Origin of the sequence: Thalassospira lucentensis (genome assembly GCF_050516545.1) — a bacterium.
GTDB lineage: Bacteria > Pseudomonadota > Alphaproteobacteria > Rhodospirillales > Thalassospiraceae > Thalassospira > Thalassospira lucentensis_C.
Window position 1 is genome coordinate 475,637 of sequence record NZ_CP191544.1, and the last position, 19,364, is coordinate 495,000.

Consider the following 19,364-nt stretch of genomic DNA (forward strand, 5'->3'; position numbering starts at 1 on the left):
TGTTTTGGAAACTCGGTGACCTTCGGGGTCAGAACGTGTTTTCGAGGAAACTTAAAAGGGTGCGGTCGGGCGCATTGGCCCGTTTGGTTTCTTCGGCCAGATCAATGTTGAAGGCTTTACCAAACAGATGGGACGGGGCCTTTTCAAGCGCCTTTTCTTCGCGATTAAGAGCATCATCATCTGACTGGATTTCCTGGCGCGTCGGTTTGGCGGCAAGGGCAACCAGCTCCGAGGGCGGTGTGCCCATCCAGATGCCTTTACGGTTTTCCTTGGCAAAGTCCTGATCACGCAAATAGGTTTCGCAGCTTGGGTGGCTATCGCAGCTTACCATATCGACCATCGCCCAACCGGCCCGCAGGATCAGACGGTTCAGATCGTTCCGGCCAATGGTGCATTCGGTCAGCATCGGGAAAAGCTGAACGTCCGAGACCTGCTGACATTTAATCGCATAGTTATCAATGATGCGATCAAGCGCCTGTGTTGCGGCGGCACCGCATTTAAATTCGACATTTCCGGCCCGGCAGATCATGCCGGGTTTTGGCGCACGAATGCCAAACAGCTCGACAATCATATTGCCAAAGCGAAGCTTGTCACCTTCGACAACATCGGGGAAGCCAGCAGCACCCGGGGCCGCATTGGCATGGTTCATCTGGCTTTCGATGGCGTTCAGGCCAAGGGCCAGTGAAAGAAGGATCAGAAGTTTCTTCATCTCGTTCCGTCCATAAAGAGTTTCCTGTCCCTACAACAGCAAACCCGATGCCAATCGACTGGGCATACAATGCCATTCGATGGTGTTTGGCCGTAATGCTATGAATGTCATACGAAAAAACCCCGGATAGGTTTGGCATCCGGGGCTTCTATCATGCGTATGATCGCAAATTCTGTCGGGTTACTTTGGCAAGATCCATGTGACATGGCCCATTTTGCGGCCGGGTTTTGCTTCGGCCTTGCCATAGAGGTGCAGTTTGGCATTTGGCTCGGTCAAAATTGCCTGCCAGTCATTGATGTCATCGCCCAGAAGGTTCTTCATCCGGGCCTTGGAATGATGGGTCGGATCGCCCAAGGGCAGGCCACAGACTGCACGGATGAACTGTTCGAACTGGCTGGTGATGCAGGCATCAATCGTCCAGTGACCTGAATTGTGCGGGCGCGGGGCAACTTCATTGACCAGAATATTGCCATCAGTGGTGACAAACATTTCAACCGCCAACAGACCGACAAATTCCATGGCACTGACAAGTTTGATCGCCATGTCTTCGGCTTTTTTGGTCAGTTCATCTGCGATTTCAGCCGGGGCAACCGTCACATCCAGAATGTGATTGGTATGAACGTTTTCAACCGGGCAGAAGCAGGCGGTGTCGCCTTTAATGCCACGGGCAACGATCACGGAAATCTCGCGTTCAAAGGAAATAAATCCTTCAAGGATGGCTTCGGCATCCTTCATCTCAGCCCATGCTTGCGTAAGATCGGTTTCGGAGGTGATTTTGACCTGACCCTTGCCGTCATAGCCCATTTCGGTGGTTTTCAGAACCGATGGACGGCCGAGTTTGGCAACGGCGGCTTCAAGATCGGCCAAGGAGCGCACAGCTTCAAACGGTGCAGTTCCGATACCATGATCATTGCAGAAGGTTTTTTCGCGCAGGCGGTTTTGCGAAATGTGCAGGCATTTCCAGCCCGGACGTACCGGCACCAGTTCCGAAAGAAGCTTCACACTATCATGTGGGACGTTTTCAAATTCAAACGTTACGACATCGACATCTTGCGCAAAGGCCCGCAGGGCATCCAGATCGCTGTAATCGGCAATGGTTGCCTTGGCCGATACCTGTTCGGTCGGGCTATCAGCACCCGGGCCGAAAACGTGAACCTTATAGCCAAGCTCTGCGGCACAGAAGGCGGCCATGCGGCCGAGTTGGCCATTGCCCATAATGCCAATCGTGCTGCCCGGTGCAATGATGCGCGTGTCGAAATCCTGCGTCATGTATTCCTCGATCAAAAATCTTTCCGCCGGGAAAGCTTTACCTTAATTCAGGCAACGATAAAACTTGTTTGGGACAAACAAAAACGCGCCCGATAGGGCGCGTCTGTTTGCAGATCACGGTGCCGGATCAACCGGTTCGTCTGCGACCGATGCGGTCTGGGCTGCGCGCCAGTCATCAAGGCGCGTGGCAAGATCGTCATCCATCAGCGCCATGATGCCAGCCGCCATCAAACCGGCATTCTTTGCACCGGCTGAACCAATGGCAAGGGTTCCGACCGGAACGCCACCGGGCATCTGGACGATGGAAAGCAGGCTATCAAGACCTTTAAGGGTGCGGCTTTGAACCGGAACACCCAAAACCGGAAGCGGGGTCATGGCCGCAGCCATGCCCGGAAGATGGGCCGCACCGCCCGCACCGGCAATGATGACCTTAAGGCCACGTGACTTTGCCGATTTGGCATAATCATACAGGCGATCAGGTGTGCGATGGGCCGAGACAATTCTGGTCTCGTACGCGACGTTCAGCGCATCAAGGACATCTGCTGCGTTTTTCATGGTTTCCCAGTCAGACTGGCTTCCCATGATAATGCCGATGACCGGTGTTTGATCGCTCATATTGGCGGCTCCGTTTCGGGCGGTTTCGTGAAGGGCCGCATTATATGCAGCAGGGCCTGGCATGCAAGCTTGCTTATGCCATTGCAGATCGGTTGGAACTTGTATATCTCAGGCCTGTCTAATCAAGCAAATTCGACTATTCAAACGTATGGAGTGGCTATTCTTACTGAGGATTGAAAATGGGGGTGAAATGATTGCCCTTTTGATGTATTCTTTACCAATAGCTCATATAACTGTGCAGGTAGCACGGAAGGTCAGACATGAAAGTCACGCGACCCACTTCAATGACACCCTCTATGGGGGGAGGGGATGGAAGATATCCATCAAGTCAGTACGGTGTTTTTGCCTATAGCAAGGACGCCGGGCGTCGGCGTGGGCCAAATCAGCAGCATCAAGTTGATATTGATACCGAAAACCTGCCGGAACCTGTGGAAGATGTGCATTTTCATACACCTGATATCGCCAATGTTTTGGGCATCCCCGATGATCAGGTGACGCCAGCGGTGGAACAGGCAATTGGCCGTTTGATGGTGCGGATCAATAATCTTACCGATAGTTCAGCCGATCTGAAGAAACGTTTGGCACAACTTTCCCGTACCGAAGGCCGCGATCCGTTTACCGGTGCGCTGAGCCGTCCGGCCTTCATGCAGATTCTTGAAAATGAAGCGTCTCTTTTGGGAACTGATCGGACCAATCGGACGATCTTGATTTGTGAGTTGTCAAATATCGAAGATATTTTGCAGCGCTATGGTCAGGAATGCAAAGACGGGTTGTTCAATTACGTGCGGAGTATTATTGGCGATTTCGTCATGGCGCCGCACCATCTTGGATATCTTGGCTGTAATGACTTTGTTGCCTTGATGTATAATGTGGATAAGGACGATATCTTACAGCGTATTGATGCAATTACCCGTTGGCTTAATCAGCATCCCTATAGCCATAAGAATAAAGAAATTACTGTTGTTCCGGTCTTTGGCATGTATCAGGCTGTCGGTGGGGATACCGCTATATCGGCATTGAACGCAGCGGATTCGGCCTTGCGGGCGCAAAAGGAAATGTATCTCGCACAAATTGATCGCATCCCGTACGGGATTTGATCGCCACCTTACAATTTCCGATAATTGCGAGGGCCACCTTGCAGACGGCCTCTCCCAAAACCAACCCACATTCCCTTGATGCCAGACGCATCCGGATTTAACTTACAAATCCAGAAGCAAGTGCCAGATGCGCGCGATTGATTGTTCGGTATGATCCGATGGTTGGACGGCAGGGATTTTAAGAAAATATGTGTGCGTTGCGAAAGCAATGGCCCAAGATCGCACCCGAAATCAGGCGATGATGTCGGGAACCAGTTGCGACTCGATATACAGGATTTCGTCTTTTAGGGCGAGTTTACGCTTTTTCATGCGGCCCAGACGCAGTTGATCGTGGTGTGGGGCCAACACCATTTGTCCGATTGCGACATCAAGGTCGCGGTGTTCCTCGCGTAAAGAATGAAGTCTTTTTTCAATCTCGATCTGATTGATTTCGTCCATTTTTGATCCAGCTTAATAACCAACGCGAAGTGATCTTGATATTAACAGATATCAGATGGGCAACCCATATGATTTATAACAATGATGACCATATCAGGAAGGAAACGCATGCGGATCGGGATTTTGACCAGTGGTGGTGACTGTGCGGGATTGAATGCTGTCATTCTTGCGGTCGTGCGCCGGGCTGTTCTTGGCTATGGCTGGGACGTGGTTGGTATTCGCCAGGGCACGCATGGCCTGATGCAAGACCCGCCACAGGCGATTGATCTGAATGATCAGGTGAACAATGACGGGATGCTGCGGCTTGGTGGCACCATATTGGGAACGATCAATAAAGGGGATCCGTTTGATTATCCCATGCCCGATGGCAGCTTCGCTGATCGTTCCAATGAAGTGATTGAGGGATATCGCAAGCTTGGCCTTGATGCCCTGATCGGGGTTGGCGGGGACGGCAGCATGGCGATCTTGCATCGGTTGGCCCAGATGGGCGGGATCAATCTGGTGGGTATTCCCAAGACCATTGATAATGATCTGGCACAGACCGAATATTCGGTGGGTTTTACCACGGCTGTAAATGTCGCGGTCGAGGCGCTTGATCGGTTGCAGCCCACGGCTGCTTCGCATGACCGCATTATGATATTGGAAGTTATGGGGCGCGATGCCGGGCATATTGCCCTGTTTGCCGGGGTGGCCGGTGGGGCGGATGCCATATTGATCCCGGAAATGGATTACGATTTGGATGCGCTGAGCGAGCATTGTCGCAACATCCGCAAACGAGGGCGCAATCATGCCTTGGTCATCGTCGCAGAGGCCGTAAAGCGCGATGATGGCAGTGCCGTGACCCAAGGCAATGACGGACAAAAAATCCGCTATGGCGGCATTGGTCATTGGCTGGCCGAAGAATTGGGCGCGCGGACCGGTTGGGAAACACGGGTGACGGTTTTGGGCCATGTTCAACGCGGTGGCATTCCATCCCCGCGCGACCGCGTGATAGCATCGGCCTTTGGTGTGCATGCTGTTGATCTGATTGCGCAGCAGAAATTTGACCGGGTGGTTGCCTGGTCAAAACGCAAGGTGATCGATGTGGCGATGAAAGATGTTATTGTCGGACCACGGCTTGTCGATACAAAGGGCACCATGGTTTCGACCGCCAAGGGGCTGGGGGCCTATCTTGGAACCCCGCCAAAGAATGTCCGAACGGCAAAGACCGTTTGAGCAAAGCAAATAAATGAACGGGTTGGGCATGAAACAGGACGAAGTCTGGGCGTTTACAGTCGAGATGTATGGGCGAAGCGGTGTGGCCAAACTGTGTCTGGATCTTCAGGATCGCTGCGGTCTGGACGTCAATATGCTGCTGTTCATGTTTTTCCTTGGCCAAAAGGGCCTGGCCCCGCACAGCATATCGTCGCTTGAAGAAACCGTACGCGATTGGCGTGATAACGTAATTGTACCACTGCGCGCAACACGGCGGTTTCTGCGCGATCAACCATCTGATGGTGCGCAGGAATTACGTCAACGGGTCAAGGCCGACGAATTGCAGGCAGAACGCATCGAACAACACATATTATGTGACGCTGTTCAGCCGATCCCCTGTGATGACCCGTATGCAGGCGCACATGCCTATCTTTCGCCAACCCGGTTCGATTTGAATCAGGATGAATGCGATGCCGCTCTTAAAACCCTCATTGAGCTGATGGGGCTTTAATCGCGTTTTTTAGGCACACCTGTGACCGGGATGTGATTGGCGGCATCTTCATCGCCCCAGCGTGCGGTTTCGGGCAAGTCAATGTCAAACAGATCAAGAATCCGGCCACAGCTTTGCGTCACCATTTCATCAATTGATGTTGGGCGCGCGTAAAATGCCGGAACGGGTGGGGCAATAATTGCCCCGTTTTCAGTGGCTTGCGCCATGTTGCGGATATGTCCGGCATGCAGCGGGGTTTCACGCGCCATCAGGACAAGGCGGCGGCGTTCTTTAAGCATCACATCCGCGGCACGGGCGATCAGATTGTCTGCGACTCCGCTGGCAACCTCGGCCAGAGACTTCATCGAACAGGGGGCAATCACCATACCGCGGGCGCGAAAGGATCCCGACGCAATCGGGGCACCGATGTCGGCATTGTCATGGAGGATGTTAGCCATCTCCTTGATTTCGCGGATTTTAAAATCGGTCTCATACGCGATGGTGCGCTCTGCAGCCTTGGAAAGGACCAGATGAGTCTCGATTGGCATGTTTTTCAGCAATTGTAAAAAACGTATGCCGTAAATCACACCGGATGCACCGGTTATGCCAATGATAAGTCGATCTTTTTGCGTCATGCCGTTCCTTGTTCGACTGTGTTCTCGATCACGTCGGTGATTGAAACACTGGTAATCATGTTACGAAATTAATACCATCTTCCTGTGGGCAATGTCAGATATAAGGAGTAGGCGAATGAGCGTTCAAGGTCATATCGAAGCTCTTACTGCCAAACATGCTGCACTTGAGCAGGAACTCCACCTCGAGACGCGCCGTCCGGCGCCCGATGATTCCCTAGTCGCAGACATTAAACGTCGCAAGCTTGAAATCAAAGACGAGATAAACCGAATAACCCATTAGCCGTCCGGGCATGGCCAAACGTGTGATGCTAAACACGCGATGCCCCATGCCGACGGTTTGACGACCTCATAGATTTCCATACTCTTGCTTTTGCCGCCTCCGATTGTAGCCCACGCGTGAGGCGGCAATTTTATGTCTGCGTTATGTCTGTCCTTCCAATTCCTGTGTGACTCCCCAGATATGAAACATACGCATGTACGCATCAAAGCGATCATGTGAGCGGTATGTTTTGACTAATTGTAATCCGCAGAAAACCGGGGTTACAGACGTCTACCAATGTCTAAGGGGTGTTGGTGAAATAAATCGGTATCATGATGCCGATTTATTTGACATCATACATACGCGCTCTATTTGGGCAAAAGATCCAATGTCGCGGGAGGAAGATTTACCAATGATCGGTCGCTATCAGGAAATCTATGATCGTTCGATTGCAGATAAGGAAGGCTTTTGGGCAGAGGCCGCAGAAGATCTTTCATGGTATCGCAAATGGGACCGTGTTCTTGATGACAGTAACGCGCCATTTTACCGCTGGTTCGCCGGTGGCGAGGTCAATACTTGCTATAATGCGTTGGACCGCCATATCGAGAACGGCCGCGGAGATCAGGCAGCCCTGATTTATGACAGCCCGGTCACGGAAACGGTTGAAACGTTCACCTATACCCAATTGCGCGATGAAGTCGCCCGGCTTGCCGGTGCCTTGCATGCACACGGTGTGAGCAAAGGCGACGTTGTCATCATCTATATGCCAATGATCCCGCAGGCCGCGATGGCGATGCTGGCCTGTGCACGGATCGGGGCCATTCATTCTGTGGTGTTTGGCGGCTTTGCCTCGAACGAGTTGGCAACTCGCATCAATGATGCCAAACCCAAGCTGATCCTGTCTGCCAGTTGCGGTGTTGAAGGATCACGGGTGATTGAATACAAGCCGTTGCTTGATCGTGCGATAGAGCTGGCTGAGCATAAACCATCAAGTGTGATTTTGTTCGCACGTCCGCAATGCGATGCGGCGCTGATTGAAGGACGCGACTACGACTGGATCGTGGAATGTGCCAAGGCGGCACCGTCTGACTGTGTGCCGGTTGCCGCGACCGATCCGCTTTATGTTTTGTATACGTCTGGAACGACTGGGCAGCCCAAAGGGGTTGTGCGCGACAATGGCGGGCATATGGTTGCCCTGCAATGGTCGATGACAAACATCTATGATGTCAAAGCCGGTGATGTCTATTGGGCGGCATCCGATGTCGGTTGGGTGGTTGGTCATTCCTATATCGTCTATGCGCCGCTTCTGGCGGGCTGTACGACGGTGATGTATGAAGGAAAACCGGTTGGAACCCCCGATGCAGGCGCGTTCTGGCGGGTGATTTCACAGCACAAAGTAAAAGTATTGTTTACCGCGCCAACGGCATTTCGCGCGATCAAACGCGATGATCCGAATGCCGCCCATATGGCGAACTATGATCTAAGCAGCCTGAAGGCGCTTTATCTGGCCGGCGAACGGTCAGACCCCGATACGTTGCAATGGGCGGAAAAAAGTTTGGGCGTGCCGGTGATTGATCATTGGTGGCAAACCGAAACCGGTTGGTCGATCTGTGCCAATCCGCGCGGGATTGAATTATTGCCGATCAAATATGGTTCACCAACGGTTGCGGCGTGTGGCTGGGATGTTCAGGTTCTTGATGAGGTGGGAAAACCGCTTGAACGCGGCAAGATCGGCGCACTTGCCGCCAAACTGCCATTGCCGCCGGGAACCTTGCCGACCCTTTGGCAGAATGATGATCGGTTCAAATCATCCTATCTTGATGAGTTTCCGGGTTTCTATGCCACGGGGGATGCCGGTTTCATTGATGAAGATGGCTATATCTATGTCATGTCACGCACCGATGACATCATCAATGTCGCGGGGCACCGCCTGTCGACCGGGGCGATGGAAGAAGTTCTTTCAGGACATCAGGATGTTGCCGAATGTGCGGTGATTGGGGTGCATGATGACCTAAAGGGGCAATTGCCCCTTGGCTTTATCGTGCTGAAATCGGGTGTGACCCGTCCGCATGAAGCCATTCTGGCAGAAGTGGTTGCGATGGTACGTGATCAGATTGGCCCGGTTGCAGCCTTTAAGCAGGCAACTGTGGTTGACCGTCTGCCCAAGACCCGGTCGGGTAAAATCCTGCGCAAAACCATGCGATCGATTGCCGATGGTGAAAATTACAACACACCTGCAACAATCGACGATCCGGCCATTTTGCCCGAAATTGCCGAGGCGTTGAAGGAAATCGGCTACGCCAAATAGCCATCACGCTGTACTCCGTGACCTTTCCGATTCGTCTTAAAAAAGCACCCGCCAGGTAAAGCCATGGCAGGTGCTTTTTTGTCGGAACGGTATGCGGGGTTCCTGAGGTATCAGGCCACGAATCACGCGTCCTATTCCGGGATGATAAATGTCGGAAACTCTGTATTGGGTTCGGGAATATGCAATGCAACACCGGCCTTTGTGATCATTTGATTGATCGGTTCGGGCGGCGAAAGGTCTGTAAAGAACGCGCTGACATCGCTGACCGATCCGCCTCTGACAACAGCGTTGCGGCCAAATTTGGTGTGATCGGCGACCAGATAAGACTGGCGGGCGTTATTCAATATGGCGGATCGGGCGCGGACTTCCTGTTCATCAAAGTCAAGCAGGCTGCCATCGGCATCAATGCCGCCAACGCCAAAGATGCCGTAATCGACCTTATAGCTGTTAAAGAATGCTTCAACATCCGGGCCCAAAACATCACGATCCCGGTTGCGCAAGCGCCCACCAATCAGGGTGACTTCAAAGCTGTCATTGGTCGCCGCGACATAGGCGACATTGAGGTTGTTGGTAAATATCCGCAAATCACGATGCTGGAGTAAGGCACTGGCCACCAGTTCGGGCGTTGTCCCGATTGAAAAGAACAGCGATGCCCCGTTCGGGATTTCACGCGCGACAAGGGCTGCGATCTTACGCTTTTCATTTACGTTGAGAACTTTGCGTGCCCGATAAGCGATGTTTTCGTGTTCAAGGGCCGGTTCAACCCCGCCATGGCGACGACGGAGCAATCCTTCGTCACATAACGCGCTGACATCGCGGCGGATGGTTTGTGGGGTTACGTCAAAGCGTTCGGCGAGTTGTTCAATGGTGCGGAAACCATCGGCGCGGACAAGTTCAACAATACCCGCTTGGCGTTCGGTCGGACGTTTTTGCATGGAAACGTTTCTTCGGTGTTGTTCGTCTGAGTTCAGGCGAATGGTATGCAGGGCGCATGTCGGTTGCGTTACGGTTTTGCGGCATTCCTGTGAAACAAACTTAACGCGCTTCTTGACCACTGCCCAAAGAAAAAGGCCGCCCGTCGGGCGACCTTTTGAATTGGATTAGGAACGGAAGAGGTTTTCGGCAGCTTCCATATAGTCGGAAGTTTTCGGTTCTGACTTCTTCTCGTTGGCCTTTTTACCCGGATAATCTGGTTCCGGATTGATCTGCAACTCTTCTGGAAGCGGATCCGGCTCGACATTTTTGGCGATTTTTTCCGGGTTTTTGGAACGCGCGATCACGACCTGTTTTTCAAGATCAAGCTCGGTGCAAAGGCCCATGGTCACCGGGTTACGCGGTGTCAGGTTTGCCGAGTTCCAATGGGTCCGGTCACGGATCTTGCCTATGGTGTCCTTGGTGGTCCCGATCAGCTTGCAAACCTGTGCATCGGAAAGTTCCGGGTGATGCTTCAGCAGCCAAGCAATCGCGTTCGGGCGATCCTGGCGCTTGGATACCGGGGTATAGCGGGCACCTTTGGACTGCGAGCGCGGGCGCGGCAGATCGGATTTCGCCATTTTCAGCAATTCACGCGGGTCTTTTTCACAGCGCGCAATTTCATCCTTGGTCAGCTGACTATTGGCGACCGGATCAAGGCCGACAATACCCTGGCCAACATCGCCATCGGCGATTGCCTGGATTTCAAGCTCATGCAGCTCGGTAAAAGCAGCAATTTGCCGGAACGACAAGCCGGTATTGTCGATAAGCCATACGGCGGTTGCTTTGGGCATGAGGGGCTGTGCCATAGTTCCTCCTGTTTCTTTCTTTCTCTCTGGAGACCGGCGTTGGGCTAGGCCCAAAAAGCGCGGGAATATCTGTCCCAGAATATAATCTCTTTTGGTGGTCCGGCAATGCAGCAAAGGCAACCACGAGTGTTGCTGCGCATCGTCGGACCCGCCATTGCGTTCTTTTCGATCAATGTGCGGGTAAATGCAACAATCTGTTGCGGACGAATGGAAAGAATATTTCTTTTCGATCCGCAATCATAGTCATGTTGCCATGGATTGGTCAGTTAAATTCGTCAGACCGGCATCCATAAACGATCATGCGACTTCCAGTATCACTTTTCCGATGTGTGCGCCACCCTTCAATATGTCGTGTGCTTTTGCCGCATCGCCAAGGGAGAGGGTTTGATAGACCACAGGACGGATTTTCTGATCCTCAATCAATGGCCAGACCTGTTGGCGAAGGGCATCAGCAATCGCCCCCTTATTGGCGACCGGCTGTGCACGCAAGGTGGACCCCATCAGGGTCAGGCGTTTTAGCAGCAATGGCGTGAAATTGGTTTCGGCCTTTGGTCCGCGCAAAAACGCAATGATCAGGATGCGGGCCTCGAACGCGGCGGCCTTGAAATTTCGGCTGACATAATCACCGGCAACCATATCAAGGATGACACTCGCCCCTTTGCCATCGGTTGCGGTTTTGACTTCTTCGACAAAGTCCTGCGTTTTGTAATTGATTGCGACATCCGCACCCAGATCAAGACAGGCTTGGCATTTTTCATCTGTGCCGGCCGTGGCAATCACACGCGCCCCAAATGCCTTGGCAAGTTGGATCGCGGTTGTGCCAATACCTGATGTTCCGCCGTGAACCAGAAATGTCTCGCCTGCTTTGAGTTGGGCTTTATCAAAAACATTATGCCAGACCGTAAAGTACGTTTCGGGCAAGGATGCGGCTTCGACCATGCTTAATCCTTTGGGGACCGGCAGGCACTGCGCGGCGGGGACGCTGGCAAATTCGGCATATGCACCCCCGGTGACCAATGCACAGACCGGGTCACCGATCTTCCAGTCCTTAACGTCTGCGCCAAGTTTTACAATCTCGCCGGCCAATTCCAGTCCGGGGATTTCCGATGCGCCAGGCGGCGGTGGATACATGCCCGCGACCTGCATCAAATCCGGCCGGTTCACACCGGCGGCCCGGATACGCACCAAAACATCCTCAGACCCGAATTCCGGGATATCGGCTTTGCCAGGTGCGAGATAAGGTTTCTCCGCGTCTTTTCGAATTTCGATGACGTGCATTTGCGCGGGTAAATCTTGATTGGACATGACGACCTCTGTGGCGAACAGTAAATTCTATACCTATCTAATAGCCGCAAACGGCCATCGGTTAAACTAGACCATCAACCAATCGGGCTTGGACCCAAATTGGGGATGTTTGTTGTCGGGGAAAGGATGATGAGTGTGAAAGACGATGATGACGGTCTGAAAAAGGCAGCAGAGTTTGGCTTGCCGCGTAATCTTGAAGGCATGTCGGTTGATAGCCTGAAAGACTATCGCGCAGCTCTTGAGGCAGAAATCAAACATGTTGAAGACGCGCTGGCACATCGCGAGGGCGCGGTCGCCGGGGCAGAGGCATTGTTCAAGATTTAAAGGTTGTGCCCAAGCGATGAGGTCTTCCTGAGTTTTGTTATGTTGACTGCGGTGATGCCAATTCGATCCGCAAAGGGTGTATGGACCTTACGGCGCAGTAACGCTAAGGGACGAAACGGTGCTTACCAGTTGATCCAATTACTAGACTTGAGGATAGATATTTTAGACCTGGGGTTAATTGAAATTTAAACTTCCCGTATTATATGTTGATTAGAGGGTCATCTGTTGACCCCCTTGTCGAACGTGATGTTTCGATGCCTCCCTGTTAAACTTGAGCCGCCCTTTTTTGGGCGGTTCTTTTTATTTGTGTTGATATCGTAATGGTTTGAAAGCGGTTTGTGGCGGGGATTTAGGAATATTTCGGCTGTTAAACGCGTAAATCAGTACGTGTTAATACGTATTGTCACAATTGTGCAATTAATAGCCTTGACCGCTTATGAACCGCTGGCTAAAGTTCGCTCCACAAGAAGAACAAAATCAAAAAGTCCGGCAAGTTTAGCAGGTTGAGGTAAGGCCGCCCCGAAAGTGGGCGGTCTTTCTATTTGGGGCGCGCTGCCTTGAAGCCGCCAACCCTGTTTCCAATATGTTTTGGATGACATACGAGCATCCACCAGCCTCGGAAGAGGCGTCGTATCACAGTAATTTTGCAGTTGTTCATTTTTCACGGACATATGACGAGGCCTTCGCCTTGCTCGTAGAAGCACGCAATTACCTTACCGCTCATAGAAGTCAGCGGAACAAGAATCACCATAGCTGCGAAGCACTTGCGCAATGCATAGAAGAAATGCGGATGACCACGCGCCTCATTCGGGCAATGGCGTGGTTGCTGGCTGTGCGTGCGGTGGAAAAGGGCGAAATTCCGTGGGAAGAGGCGGTTGATGTTGACGATCTGATGGTCGACCTTCGCCTGTGCATTGAAGACCGGCACAAGGACTGTCAATTCCTTTCGCCGCCACTGCTTGACCTTATGGGGCGTGCCTATGCGCTTTATATGCGGGCGGCGAGAATGGAACTTCAGGTCGCGGCACGCTGCAGCGCTTAAGGCAGCTTGATTTCCCCAAACAGCAATATGCTTTGACACCCTATGACGGTCTCAACCGTATTACTGTCGGGCTTTCTATTGGGAAACGGGTTTGGCAGGTGAAAGGTCGAAAGACGCTTTAGGTCACGTGCGCGATTGAACCTGAAAGACTTCAATCGGATCGCTAAAGCCCTTCATCGTGCGTGTGCCTTGGGACACAAACGCCGCACGGCTGCCGCTATAAGTATTCTTGACGTTCTCGGACACCAGTGTTTCATCGCCACCCGCCTGTGCGCAAACACGCGCAGCAAGCTGCACGACGCTGCCAAACAGGTCATTTTCTTCGGCGATGGCTTCACCGGCATTGATCCCGATACGGATCTGGAATTTCATGTCCTGACTGGCATTGTGCGAAGCCATGTTTTTCTGGATTTCAATCGCCGCTTCGACCGAACTCGCAGAAGACGGGAACACAGCCATGATGCCATCCCCCATATGTTTGACTTCCTTGCCATAGTTATTGATCAGGGCTGTGCGCACGATCTGGTTATGGATATGAACCATCTGTTGCGCACCATGATCGCCCAATTCCTGGGTTTTGGCGGTTGAATTGACAATGTCGGTAAACATCAGGGCATGAAGTTTCTTGCCGGCTCCGGCCTGTGGGCCACCTGCAGGCTTTTCGGTCCAGTCGGCAATGGCTTTTGAAACCGATGTGGTGATGCTTTTCTCGTCCTTGATATAGGCGTCCATCGATTTGCGTCCGGCGCCGTACATATCCTTGTATTTTGGCTCAAGGATATAGTTGTCGACATTCTTGCAGAACGTATCGGCCATGCTTTTGTTGGCACCAAGGGCGGAAATGCAATCACGCAAAACCGTCCGGCAATCCTTCTGATCAAGCGAATTGGTTTCGCTGCAGGCATCACACGCACCGGCAACGTACAGATTGACGCCAAATTTGTGATAGGCGTCCAATGTCGGAACCGTGCGTTTGATCGCCTGCATGGAGCCCGAGATAAATGACTTCATCTGCTCGCGGGTCGCGCGCATTTCTTTGTTTTCGACCAAAGGTTTTTCGGGCGTGTCGTCAATTGTCTGATCTTCGTTATCGTCGGCTGTCGTATCGTCATTCTTTTGGGGTTCGTCTGATTCTGTCGCGTCAGAAGAATCCTCATTAAGCATTTCAGCCGCCATTTCAGCTGCTGACTTGCGCGAGGCCGATGTTTGCCCCGCACTGTTGGTGCCGCCAGATTGAGCCGGTCGGGATGCCTTCGTGCGCGGCTGGCGCGAACTGGTCTTTGATGCCGACGGGGACCGTGAACGGCCTTTGAATTTTTGCGTTAAATTCATCAACATCGGGACGACACTGGCAAGGAACCCGACCGTAAAGGAGATAAAGTTGGCCTTGTCAAAGAAGCCCTGACTGATATTGACGCCCATGCTTGGCAGGAATTCGAGACCCTTGGCGGACAAAAGCATAACCGCCAGGCCAATGGCAATGGCCACACAAAAGGCAATCATCATCTTAAGCGCCAGACCGACAATGCTTTGTCCTTCTGACGACGCACTGCGCGATTGCACGGCTGCCGGGGCTGTCTTTGGTGCCGCCTCGTCCGCATCCGAACCACTTTTCGCAGCCGTGTCATAGGATGGCGCAGAAGCAGGGGAGGGTTCAGGGCGTTTCGCCGGGGCCTTGGCTTTGGCCGCGGGGCGGTTGCTTTTTGGGGTGCTGCTTTCAAGTTTTCCTTGGCCGCGGGTCTCATAGATCACGTATTCGTCGGAACTGTTGGTTTCGTGATTGTAAACCTCACGAATCACTTTCACCCCGGAAACGTGATTCGCCCGCTCGACCTGCTTTGCTTCTTCTTCAGCCTGCTTTTTTTGCGCACCGGTAAAGTGGCCGTGGATTTGCCAACGGCCGGAACGGTCTTTAACGTAGACCTCATAGCTTACCTGGTTACGCGCAGCCACTTGGTTCATCTATAACCCTGGTGGTATTGACAAGCAAAAAGGGGCAGCGGAAAACAGGCTACCCTATCCTAACAGATGTGATTATGGCAAAAAAATGTCTGAATAACCATCAGATATGGTGCATGGCAGACCAGACGTTATGATATCCACGGTTTTTTGCCGTGTGATGACTGTCAATCAACGGTTTTGACAAAGAAAAACGCCCGCAGCATCAAGAAGATGCGGCGGGCGCTGATCCCACAGAACACATGACGTGTTCTTTGATTAGTTGCCGATATTGAAACCAGCGAAGCGCTTTTTGAATTTCGCAAGCTGCCCGCCGCTGTCGAGAAGACGGTGTACACCAGTCCAAGCCGGGTGGCTTTTTGGATCGATGTCGAGCTTCATCACATCGCCTGGTTTACCCCAGGTCGACTGCGTGGTGAAGGTCGTGCCGTCAGTCATCTGAACGGTGATTTCATGGTAATCGGGATGGATATCTTTTTTCATCGCCTAATCACTCCGGAATTTGAAGCGCGGTGTATAGTGTAAAAAATCGGCTCGCGCAACCCCTGTAACCGGGAATTATCCGATTAACGTCAAAAGAAGGGAGTGCAGTAGCGATCTCGCGGTCGTTTAGCAGTCGCAAGCCGAGGTTTCAAGCTTTTCTCGCATAGGCGTTCTTATGCATACTTGCACAGCACTCTTTATATAGTATGGTGCGCCAACAATTGATTATCGCCTTGCCGGGGGCAGGATTCCCCCGATGACAGACGGAGAATAAGACTGTGGCCCTTGAGGAAACCCGCTTCCATCAGATTGCAGATGAAACCATCGAAAGTCTCTCTGATATCATTGATGACGCGCTGGGCGACGATATTGATGTCGATCTGGAGTCCGGAATCCTGACAATCGAACTCGATTCGGGTGAACAATTCATCATCAATAAGCATGGTCCGAACCGTCAGGTCTGGCTTTCTTCGCCGGTGAGTGGCGCAAGTCACTATGATTTTGACGAAGATAACGAAACCTGGACCTCGACCCGTGGGTCGACGACGCTCAATGATCAGCTTTCTGCCGATCTTGCCGTCAAAACCGGAAACAAGCTTGATCTCGGCTGATATTCAATCGGCTTTGTGGTTCCCATCGCATACGGATAAGGTGCCTTGGCGCGTATACCTTCTGCTTCAGCAAAACTGATCGATCGTGAAACAAGTCGGAATTTGTCCTCTTTGCGGGCAATCATTCCGTTTGTCACAAAATATCGTTTGCAGCTGTTTGGTGCCCTGATTGCACTGATTGTTGCATCGGGAACCGTTCTTGCCCTTGGCAACGGATTGCGCATGCTTGTCGATGACGGGTTTGCCGATGGGGACGGGGCGCTGCTTGATCGGGCATTATTTGTTCTGTTTGCGGTAACCTTGCTTCTGGCCGGGGCAAGCTATATGCGGTTTTTCCTGGTTTCCTGGATCGGGGAACGGGTTGTTGCCGATATTCGATCGGCTGTTTACCGCCACATCATCCGACTTGATTCGTCATTTTATGAAGTTACCCGGACCGGCGAAGTCCTGTCGCGTCTGACCACCGATACCACCTTGCTACAGTCCGTCATTGGATCAAGCGTTTCCATTGCGCTTCGCAATATGCTGATGTTTGTCGGCGGCTTGACCATGCTTGCGATCACAAGCCCGAAACTGACAGCACTTGTTTTGCTGGTTGTGCCGTTGGTGGTGGTGCCGATTATCGGCTATGGCCGCCGGGTTCGCCGCCTGTCGCGCGAATCGCAAGATCGCATTGCCGATGTAAGTGCCTTTTCGGAAGAAACGCTCAATGCGCTGCGCACGGTTCAGGCATATACCCACGAAGAAATCGAAAGTGCGCGTTTCAGCGGCCATGTCGAAGGCGCATTCAAAACGGCGGTTTCCCGGATTTCGGCCCGCGCACTTTTAACCGCCATCGTGATTGTGATGGTGTTTGGTGCGGTGGGAACGATCCTTTGGATTGGCGGGCATGATGTTCTTGATGGCACGATTTCGGCGGGGGAACTTTCGGCCTTTGTTTTTTATGCGGTTGTGGTTGCCGGATCGGTTGGCGCAATTAGCGAGGTGATCGGTGATTTGCAGCGTGCAGCTGGGGCGGCGGAACGCTTGGTTGCCTTGCTTGGTACGGAACCCAAAATCAGGGCGCCACAAAACCCGGTTGCCTTGCCAATCCCGCATCAGGGCAATGTCAGCTTTGAAGATGTTACTTTCCACTATCCCGCCCGACCGGATCGCTCCGCCCTTGAAGAATTAAGCCTTGCGGTCAAGCCCGGCGAAACGGTTGCCCTTGTCGGGCCATCGGGTGCGGGCAAGACCACCGTGTTTCAATTGCTGTTGCGGTTCTATGACCCGGCAAGTGGTGTCATTCGGGTCGACGGGGTCGATATCCGGACGGCGGATCCGGTGGATGTGCGTGAACGCATTGGTCTGGTCGCGCAGGACCCGGTGATCTTTGCCGCCAGTGCTTGGGAAAACATCCGTTACGGTCGACCGGACGCCAGTGATGAAGATGTCCGGGCGGCTGCGGATGCGGCACATGCCAGTGAGTTTCTTGACCGTCTGCCGGACGGCTTTGGCACCTTCCTGGGTGAAAAGGGTGTACGTCTGTCTGGGGGGCAACGCCAACGTATTGCGATTGCCCGTGCTATCTTGCGCAACCCGTCAATCCTGCTGCTTGATGAAGCAACCAGTGCCCTGGATGCCGAAAGCGAACAGGTGGTGCAAAAGGCACTTGAAACCATCATGGCAGAACGCACGACATTGGTGATTGCTCATCGTCTGGCGACCGTCCTACATGCAGACCGGATTGCTGTGATTGATGATGGTAAGCTGGTCGCGATTGGCACCCATCAGGAATTGATGGAAAGCTCCCCACTTTATGGTCGCTTGGCCAAGCTGCAATTTGATCAGGATGCCGCCTGAGGTGACTTTGAATATCTTAAAGACGAGCAAAGCCTCAGCCTTATGGTCTGGGGCTTTTTGCTGTCTGTGCGACCTGCGGTCAGGCACTTCCAAGATGTATTGCAGGACAGGCGGGGACTTTATTCTGATGCGACGGTGCGTACCCGCAGGCATCAAAAAAGCCCGCCGAATGATCCGGCGGGCTTTTCATTTGCGTCAACCATGGCCTTAGTCGGCGCTGGCGATCTTTCTGTTATCAAGTGACAGCTCGGCATATTGCTTGCGCAGGATGTCTGCACCTGCAAGGAAGGTTTTAAGCTCCTTGCCTTCAAGCGTTTTGCCGCTGGGCATTTTGACCCGGATCGGGTTGACCTGCGCATTGTTTTTCAGGATCTCGTAATGCAGGTGCGGGCCGGTCGAACGGCCCGTTGTGCCGACATAACCGATAACATCACCCTGCTTAACCCGTGATCCCTGTTTCAGACCTTTGGCAAAGCCCTTCATATGGGCATAGGCGGTGTCATAAGAGTCGTTGTGGCGAATGCGGATATAGTTGCCATATCCACCATTGCGACCGATTTTATCGATTGTACCGTTACCGGCTGCAAAGATCGGTGTGCCACGCGGGGCGGCAAAATCGATCCCTTTGTGCATTTTGGTATAACCAAGGATCGGATGCTTGCGTTTGCCATAACCAGATGACAGGCGCGCACCATTGATCGGGGTCCGCATCAGGGCGCGACGATAAGACTCACCCTTCTGGTTATAGAAGTCGGCATCGCCATTGCTGTCGGTATAGGAATAAAGCCGGACTTCATGACCGCTGAGCGTCATGCTGGCATATAAAATGTCGCCATAGCGCACGCGCTCGCCAGCGTCGTTCTTAAGTTCCTGATACATGACTTCAAAACTGTCGCCAGGCTGAATGTCACGCTGGAAGTCGACTTCATAGGAATAAAGTTCGATCATTTCCATCAGGATCGGCAAAGGAACGCCAGTGCGCTCAGCCGCCAAAAACAGGCTT

20 protein-coding genes (1 of these 20 cut by a window edge) are annotated in these 19,364 nt (G+C 52.6%); 9 read left to right on the forward strand and 11 right to left on the reverse strand.

Annotated features, from left to right (window positions below; genetic code table 11):
* Positions 1-28: 28 nt before the first annotated feature.
* From ACQ0MK_RS02070 to purE, 3 genes are all read right to left on the reverse strand, one after another.
* Positions 29-709 (reverse strand): thermonuclease family protein, encoded by a 681-nt coding sequence (locus tag ACQ0MK_RS02070; protein ID WP_430474618.1) that lies wholly within the window; start codon positions 707-709, stop codon positions 29-31.
* A 180-nt stretch (positions 710-889) separates the two neighbouring features.
* Complete coding sequence (locus ACQ0MK_RS02075) at positions 890-1,978, reverse strand: 5-(carboxyamino)imidazole ribonucleotide synthase (protein WP_430474619.1); 1,089 nt, start codon at positions 1,976-1,978, stop codon at positions 890-892.
* Positions 1,979-2,092: 114 nt separating this feature from the next.
* Positions 2,093-2,593 (reverse strand): 5-(carboxyamino)imidazole ribonucleotide mutase, encoded by a 501-nt coding sequence (gene purE / locus ACQ0MK_RS02080; RefSeq protein ID WP_350044352.1) that lies wholly within the window; start codon positions 2,591-2,593, stop codon positions 2,093-2,095.
* Between the two features lie 296 nt (positions 2,594-2,889).
* On the opposite strand from purE, the gene ACQ0MK_RS02085 reads away from it, so the two are divergent.
* Positions 2,890-3,690, forward strand: coding sequence for a GGDEF domain-containing protein (locus tag ACQ0MK_RS02085; RefSeq protein ID WP_430474620.1), 801 nt, complete (start codon positions 2,890-2,892; stop codon positions 3,688-3,690).
* Between the two features lie 231 nt (positions 3,691-3,921).
* Here the strand turns inward: ACQ0MK_RS02085 and ACQ0MK_RS02090 are convergent, their stop codons facing one another.
* The gene (locus tag ACQ0MK_RS02090; RefSeq protein ID WP_350044349.1) at positions 3,922-4,128 is read right to left on the reverse strand and encodes a YdcH family protein; all 207 of its coding nucleotides are present in this window, start codon (positions 4,126-4,128) and stop codon (positions 3,922-3,924) included.
* Positions 4,129-4,236: 108 nt separating this feature from the next.
* Between ACQ0MK_RS02090 and ACQ0MK_RS02095 the strand changes: the two genes are divergently transcribed.
* Together ACQ0MK_RS02095 and ACQ0MK_RS02100 are read left to right on the forward strand one after the other, a co-directional pair.
* Positions 4,237-5,343, forward strand: coding sequence for an ATP-dependent 6-phosphofructokinase (locus ACQ0MK_RS02095; protein ID WP_430474621.1), 1,107 nt, complete (start codon positions 4,237-4,239; stop codon positions 5,341-5,343).
* Positions 5,344-5,371: 28 nt separating this feature from the next.
* Positions 5,372-5,833 carry a TIGR02444 family protein gene (locus ACQ0MK_RS02100; protein ID WP_430474622.1) on the forward strand — a complete coding sequence of 154 codons (462 nt, stop codon included), beginning with the start codon at positions 5,372-5,374 and terminating at the stop codon, positions 5,831-5,833.
* On the opposite strand, the gene ACQ0MK_RS02105 is transcribed toward ACQ0MK_RS02100, so the two are convergent.
* A complete protein-coding gene (locus tag ACQ0MK_RS02105; RefSeq protein WP_430474623.1) occupies positions 5,830-6,447 on the reverse strand; it encodes a UbiX family flavin prenyltransferase in 618 nt (205 codons plus the stop codon). The genes ACQ0MK_RS02100 and ACQ0MK_RS02105 overlap by 4 nt on opposite strands.
* A gap of 115 nt (positions 6,448-6,562) precedes the next feature.
* On the opposite strand from ACQ0MK_RS02105, the gene ACQ0MK_RS02110 reads away from it, so the two are divergent.
* Together ACQ0MK_RS02110 and ACQ0MK_RS02115 are read left to right on the forward strand one after the other, a co-directional pair.
* On the forward strand, positions 6,563-6,727 hold the full coding sequence (locus ACQ0MK_RS02110) for a YdcH family protein (RefSeq protein WP_350044345.1): 165 nt from the start codon (positions 6,563-6,565) through the stop codon (positions 6,725-6,727).
* Between the two features lie 391 nt (positions 6,728-7,118).
* Positions 7,119-9,014: a propionyl-CoA synthetase gene (locus ACQ0MK_RS02115; RefSeq protein ID WP_430474624.1), complete on the forward strand. Its 1,896-nt coding sequence runs from the start codon at positions 7,119-7,121 to the stop codon at positions 9,012-9,014.
* Between the two features lie 131 nt (positions 9,015-9,145).
* Here ACQ0MK_RS02115 and ACQ0MK_RS02120 read toward each other — a convergent pair whose 3' ends face one another.
* From ACQ0MK_RS02120 to ACQ0MK_RS02130, 3 genes are all read right to left on the reverse strand, one after another.
* Positions 9,146-9,949, reverse strand: a complete 804-nt coding sequence (locus ACQ0MK_RS02120; protein ID WP_430474625.1) for a DeoR/GlpR family DNA-binding transcription regulator — start codon at positions 9,947-9,949, stop codon at positions 9,146-9,148.
* A 165-nt stretch (positions 9,950-10,114) separates the two neighbouring features.
* Entirely contained in the window at positions 10,115-10,795 is a 681-nt protein-coding gene (locus ACQ0MK_RS02125) for a DUF1013 domain-containing protein (RefSeq protein ID WP_350040683.1), read from the reverse strand.
* Positions 10,796-11,092: 297 nt separating this feature from the next.
* Entirely contained in the window at positions 11,093-12,100 is a 1,008-nt protein-coding gene (locus tag ACQ0MK_RS02130) for an NAD(P)H-quinone oxidoreductase (RefSeq protein ID WP_430474626.1), read from the reverse strand.
* 129 nt (positions 12,101-12,229) lie between these two features.
* Between ACQ0MK_RS02130 and ACQ0MK_RS02135 the strand changes: the two genes are divergently transcribed.
* Both ACQ0MK_RS02135 and ACQ0MK_RS02140 read left to right on the forward strand, forming a co-directional pair.
* Positions 12,230-12,424 carry a DUF1192 domain-containing protein gene (locus ACQ0MK_RS02135; protein WP_430474627.1) on the forward strand — a complete coding sequence of 65 codons (195 nt, stop codon included), beginning with the start codon at positions 12,230-12,232 and terminating at the stop codon, positions 12,422-12,424.
* A 592-nt stretch (positions 12,425-13,016) separates the two neighbouring features.
* Positions 13,017-13,466, forward strand: a complete 450-nt coding sequence (locus tag ACQ0MK_RS02140) for a DUF1465 family protein (RefSeq protein WP_430475999.1) — start codon at positions 13,017-13,019, stop codon at positions 13,464-13,466.
* A gap of 123 nt (positions 13,467-13,589) precedes the next feature.
* Here the strand turns inward: ACQ0MK_RS02140 and ACQ0MK_RS02145 are convergent, their stop codons facing one another.
* Both ACQ0MK_RS02145 and rpmE read right to left on the reverse strand, forming a co-directional pair.
* Positions 13,590-15,428, reverse strand: coding sequence for an adenylate/guanylate cyclase domain-containing protein (locus tag ACQ0MK_RS02145; protein WP_430474628.1), 1,839 nt, complete (start codon positions 15,426-15,428; stop codon positions 13,590-13,592).
* A 255-nt stretch (positions 15,429-15,683) separates the two neighbouring features.
* Complete coding sequence (gene rpmE, locus ACQ0MK_RS02150) at positions 15,684-15,908, reverse strand: 50S ribosomal protein L31 (RefSeq protein WP_350047461.1); 225 nt, start codon at positions 15,906-15,908, stop codon at positions 15,684-15,686.
* 278 nt (positions 15,909-16,186) lie between these two features.
* On the opposite strand from rpmE, the gene cyaY reads away from it, so the two are divergent.
* Both cyaY and ACQ0MK_RS02160 read left to right on the forward strand, forming a co-directional pair.
* Entirely contained in the window at positions 16,187-16,519 is a 333-nt protein-coding gene (gene cyaY, locus ACQ0MK_RS02155; RefSeq protein ID WP_350047459.1) for an iron donor protein CyaY, read from the forward strand.
* A 45-nt stretch (positions 16,520-16,564) separates the two neighbouring features.
* Positions 16,565-18,361: an ABC transporter transmembrane domain-containing protein gene (locus ACQ0MK_RS02160; RefSeq protein ID WP_430474629.1), complete on the forward strand. Its 1,797-nt coding sequence runs from the start codon at positions 16,565-16,567 to the stop codon at positions 18,359-18,361.
* Positions 18,362-18,568: 207 nt separating this feature from the next.
* On the opposite strand, the gene ACQ0MK_RS02165 is transcribed toward ACQ0MK_RS02160, so the two are convergent.
* Positions 18,569-19,364 carry the 3' portion of a M23 family metallopeptidase gene (locus ACQ0MK_RS02165; RefSeq protein WP_430474630.1) on the reverse strand. It continues 497 nt past the right edge of the window, so the window shows 796 of its 1,293 coding nt (coding positions 498-1,293); the start codon falls outside the window, past its right edge — the gene reads right to left on this strand; the stop codon is at positions 18,569-18,571.

Coding starts and splice junctions, on each gene's coding strand:
- ACQ0MK_RS02070 (WP_430474618.1), bottom strand. CDS start 709: ATGAAGAAACTTCTGATCCTTCTTTCACTGGCCCTTGGCCTGAACGCC.
- ACQ0MK_RS02075 (WP_430474619.1), bottom strand. CDS start 1,978: ATGACGCAGGATTTCGACACGCGCATCATTGCACCGGGCAGCACGATT.
- purE (WP_350044352.1), bottom strand. CDS start 2,593: ATGAGCGATCAAACACCGGTCATCGGCATTATCATGGGAAGCCAGTCT.
- ACQ0MK_RS02085 (WP_430474620.1), top strand. CDS start 2,890: ATGGGGGGAGGGGATGGAAGATATCCATCAAGTCAGTACGGTGTTTTT.
- ACQ0MK_RS02090 (WP_350044349.1), bottom strand. CDS start 4,128: ATGGACGAAATCAATCAGATCGAGATTGAAAAAAGACTTCATTCTTTA.
- ACQ0MK_RS02095 (WP_430474621.1), top strand. CDS start 4,237: ATGCGGATCGGGATTTTGACCAGTGGTGGTGACTGTGCGGGATTGAAT.
- ACQ0MK_RS02100 (WP_430474622.1), top strand. CDS start 5,372: ATGAAACAGGACGAAGTCTGGGCGTTTACAGTCGAGATGTATGGGCGA.
- ACQ0MK_RS02105 (WP_430474623.1), bottom strand. CDS start 6,447: ATGACGCAAAAAGATCGACTTATCATTGGCATAACCGGTGCATCCGGT.
- ACQ0MK_RS02110 (WP_350044345.1), top strand. CDS start 6,563: ATGAGCGTTCAAGGTCATATCGAAGCTCTTACTGCCAAACATGCTGCA.
- ACQ0MK_RS02115 (WP_430474624.1), top strand. CDS start 7,119: ATGATCGGTCGCTATCAGGAAATCTATGATCGTTCGATTGCAGATAAG.
- ACQ0MK_RS02120 (WP_430474625.1), bottom strand. CDS start 9,949: ATGCAAAAACGTCCGACCGAACGCCAAGCGGGTATTGTTGAACTTGTC.
- ACQ0MK_RS02125 (WP_350040683.1), bottom strand. CDS start 10,795: ATGGCACAGCCCCTCATGCCCAAAGCAACCGCCGTATGGCTTATCGAC.
- ACQ0MK_RS02130 (WP_430474626.1), bottom strand. CDS start 12,100: ATGTCCAATCAAGATTTACCCGCGCAAATGCACGTCATCGAAATTCGA.
- ACQ0MK_RS02135 (WP_430474627.1), top strand. CDS start 12,230: ATGAGTGTGAAAGACGATGATGACGGTCTGAAAAAGGCAGCAGAGTTT.
- ACQ0MK_RS02140 (WP_430475999.1), top strand. CDS start 13,017: ATGACATACGAGCATCCACCAGCCTCGGAAGAGGCGTCGTATCACAGT.
- ACQ0MK_RS02145 (WP_430474628.1), bottom strand. CDS start 15,428: ATGAACCAAGTGGCTGCGCGTAACCAGGTAAGCTATGAGGTCTACGTT.
- rpmE (WP_350047461.1), bottom strand. CDS start 15,908: ATGAAAAAAGATATCCATCCCGATTACCATGAAATCACCGTTCAGATG.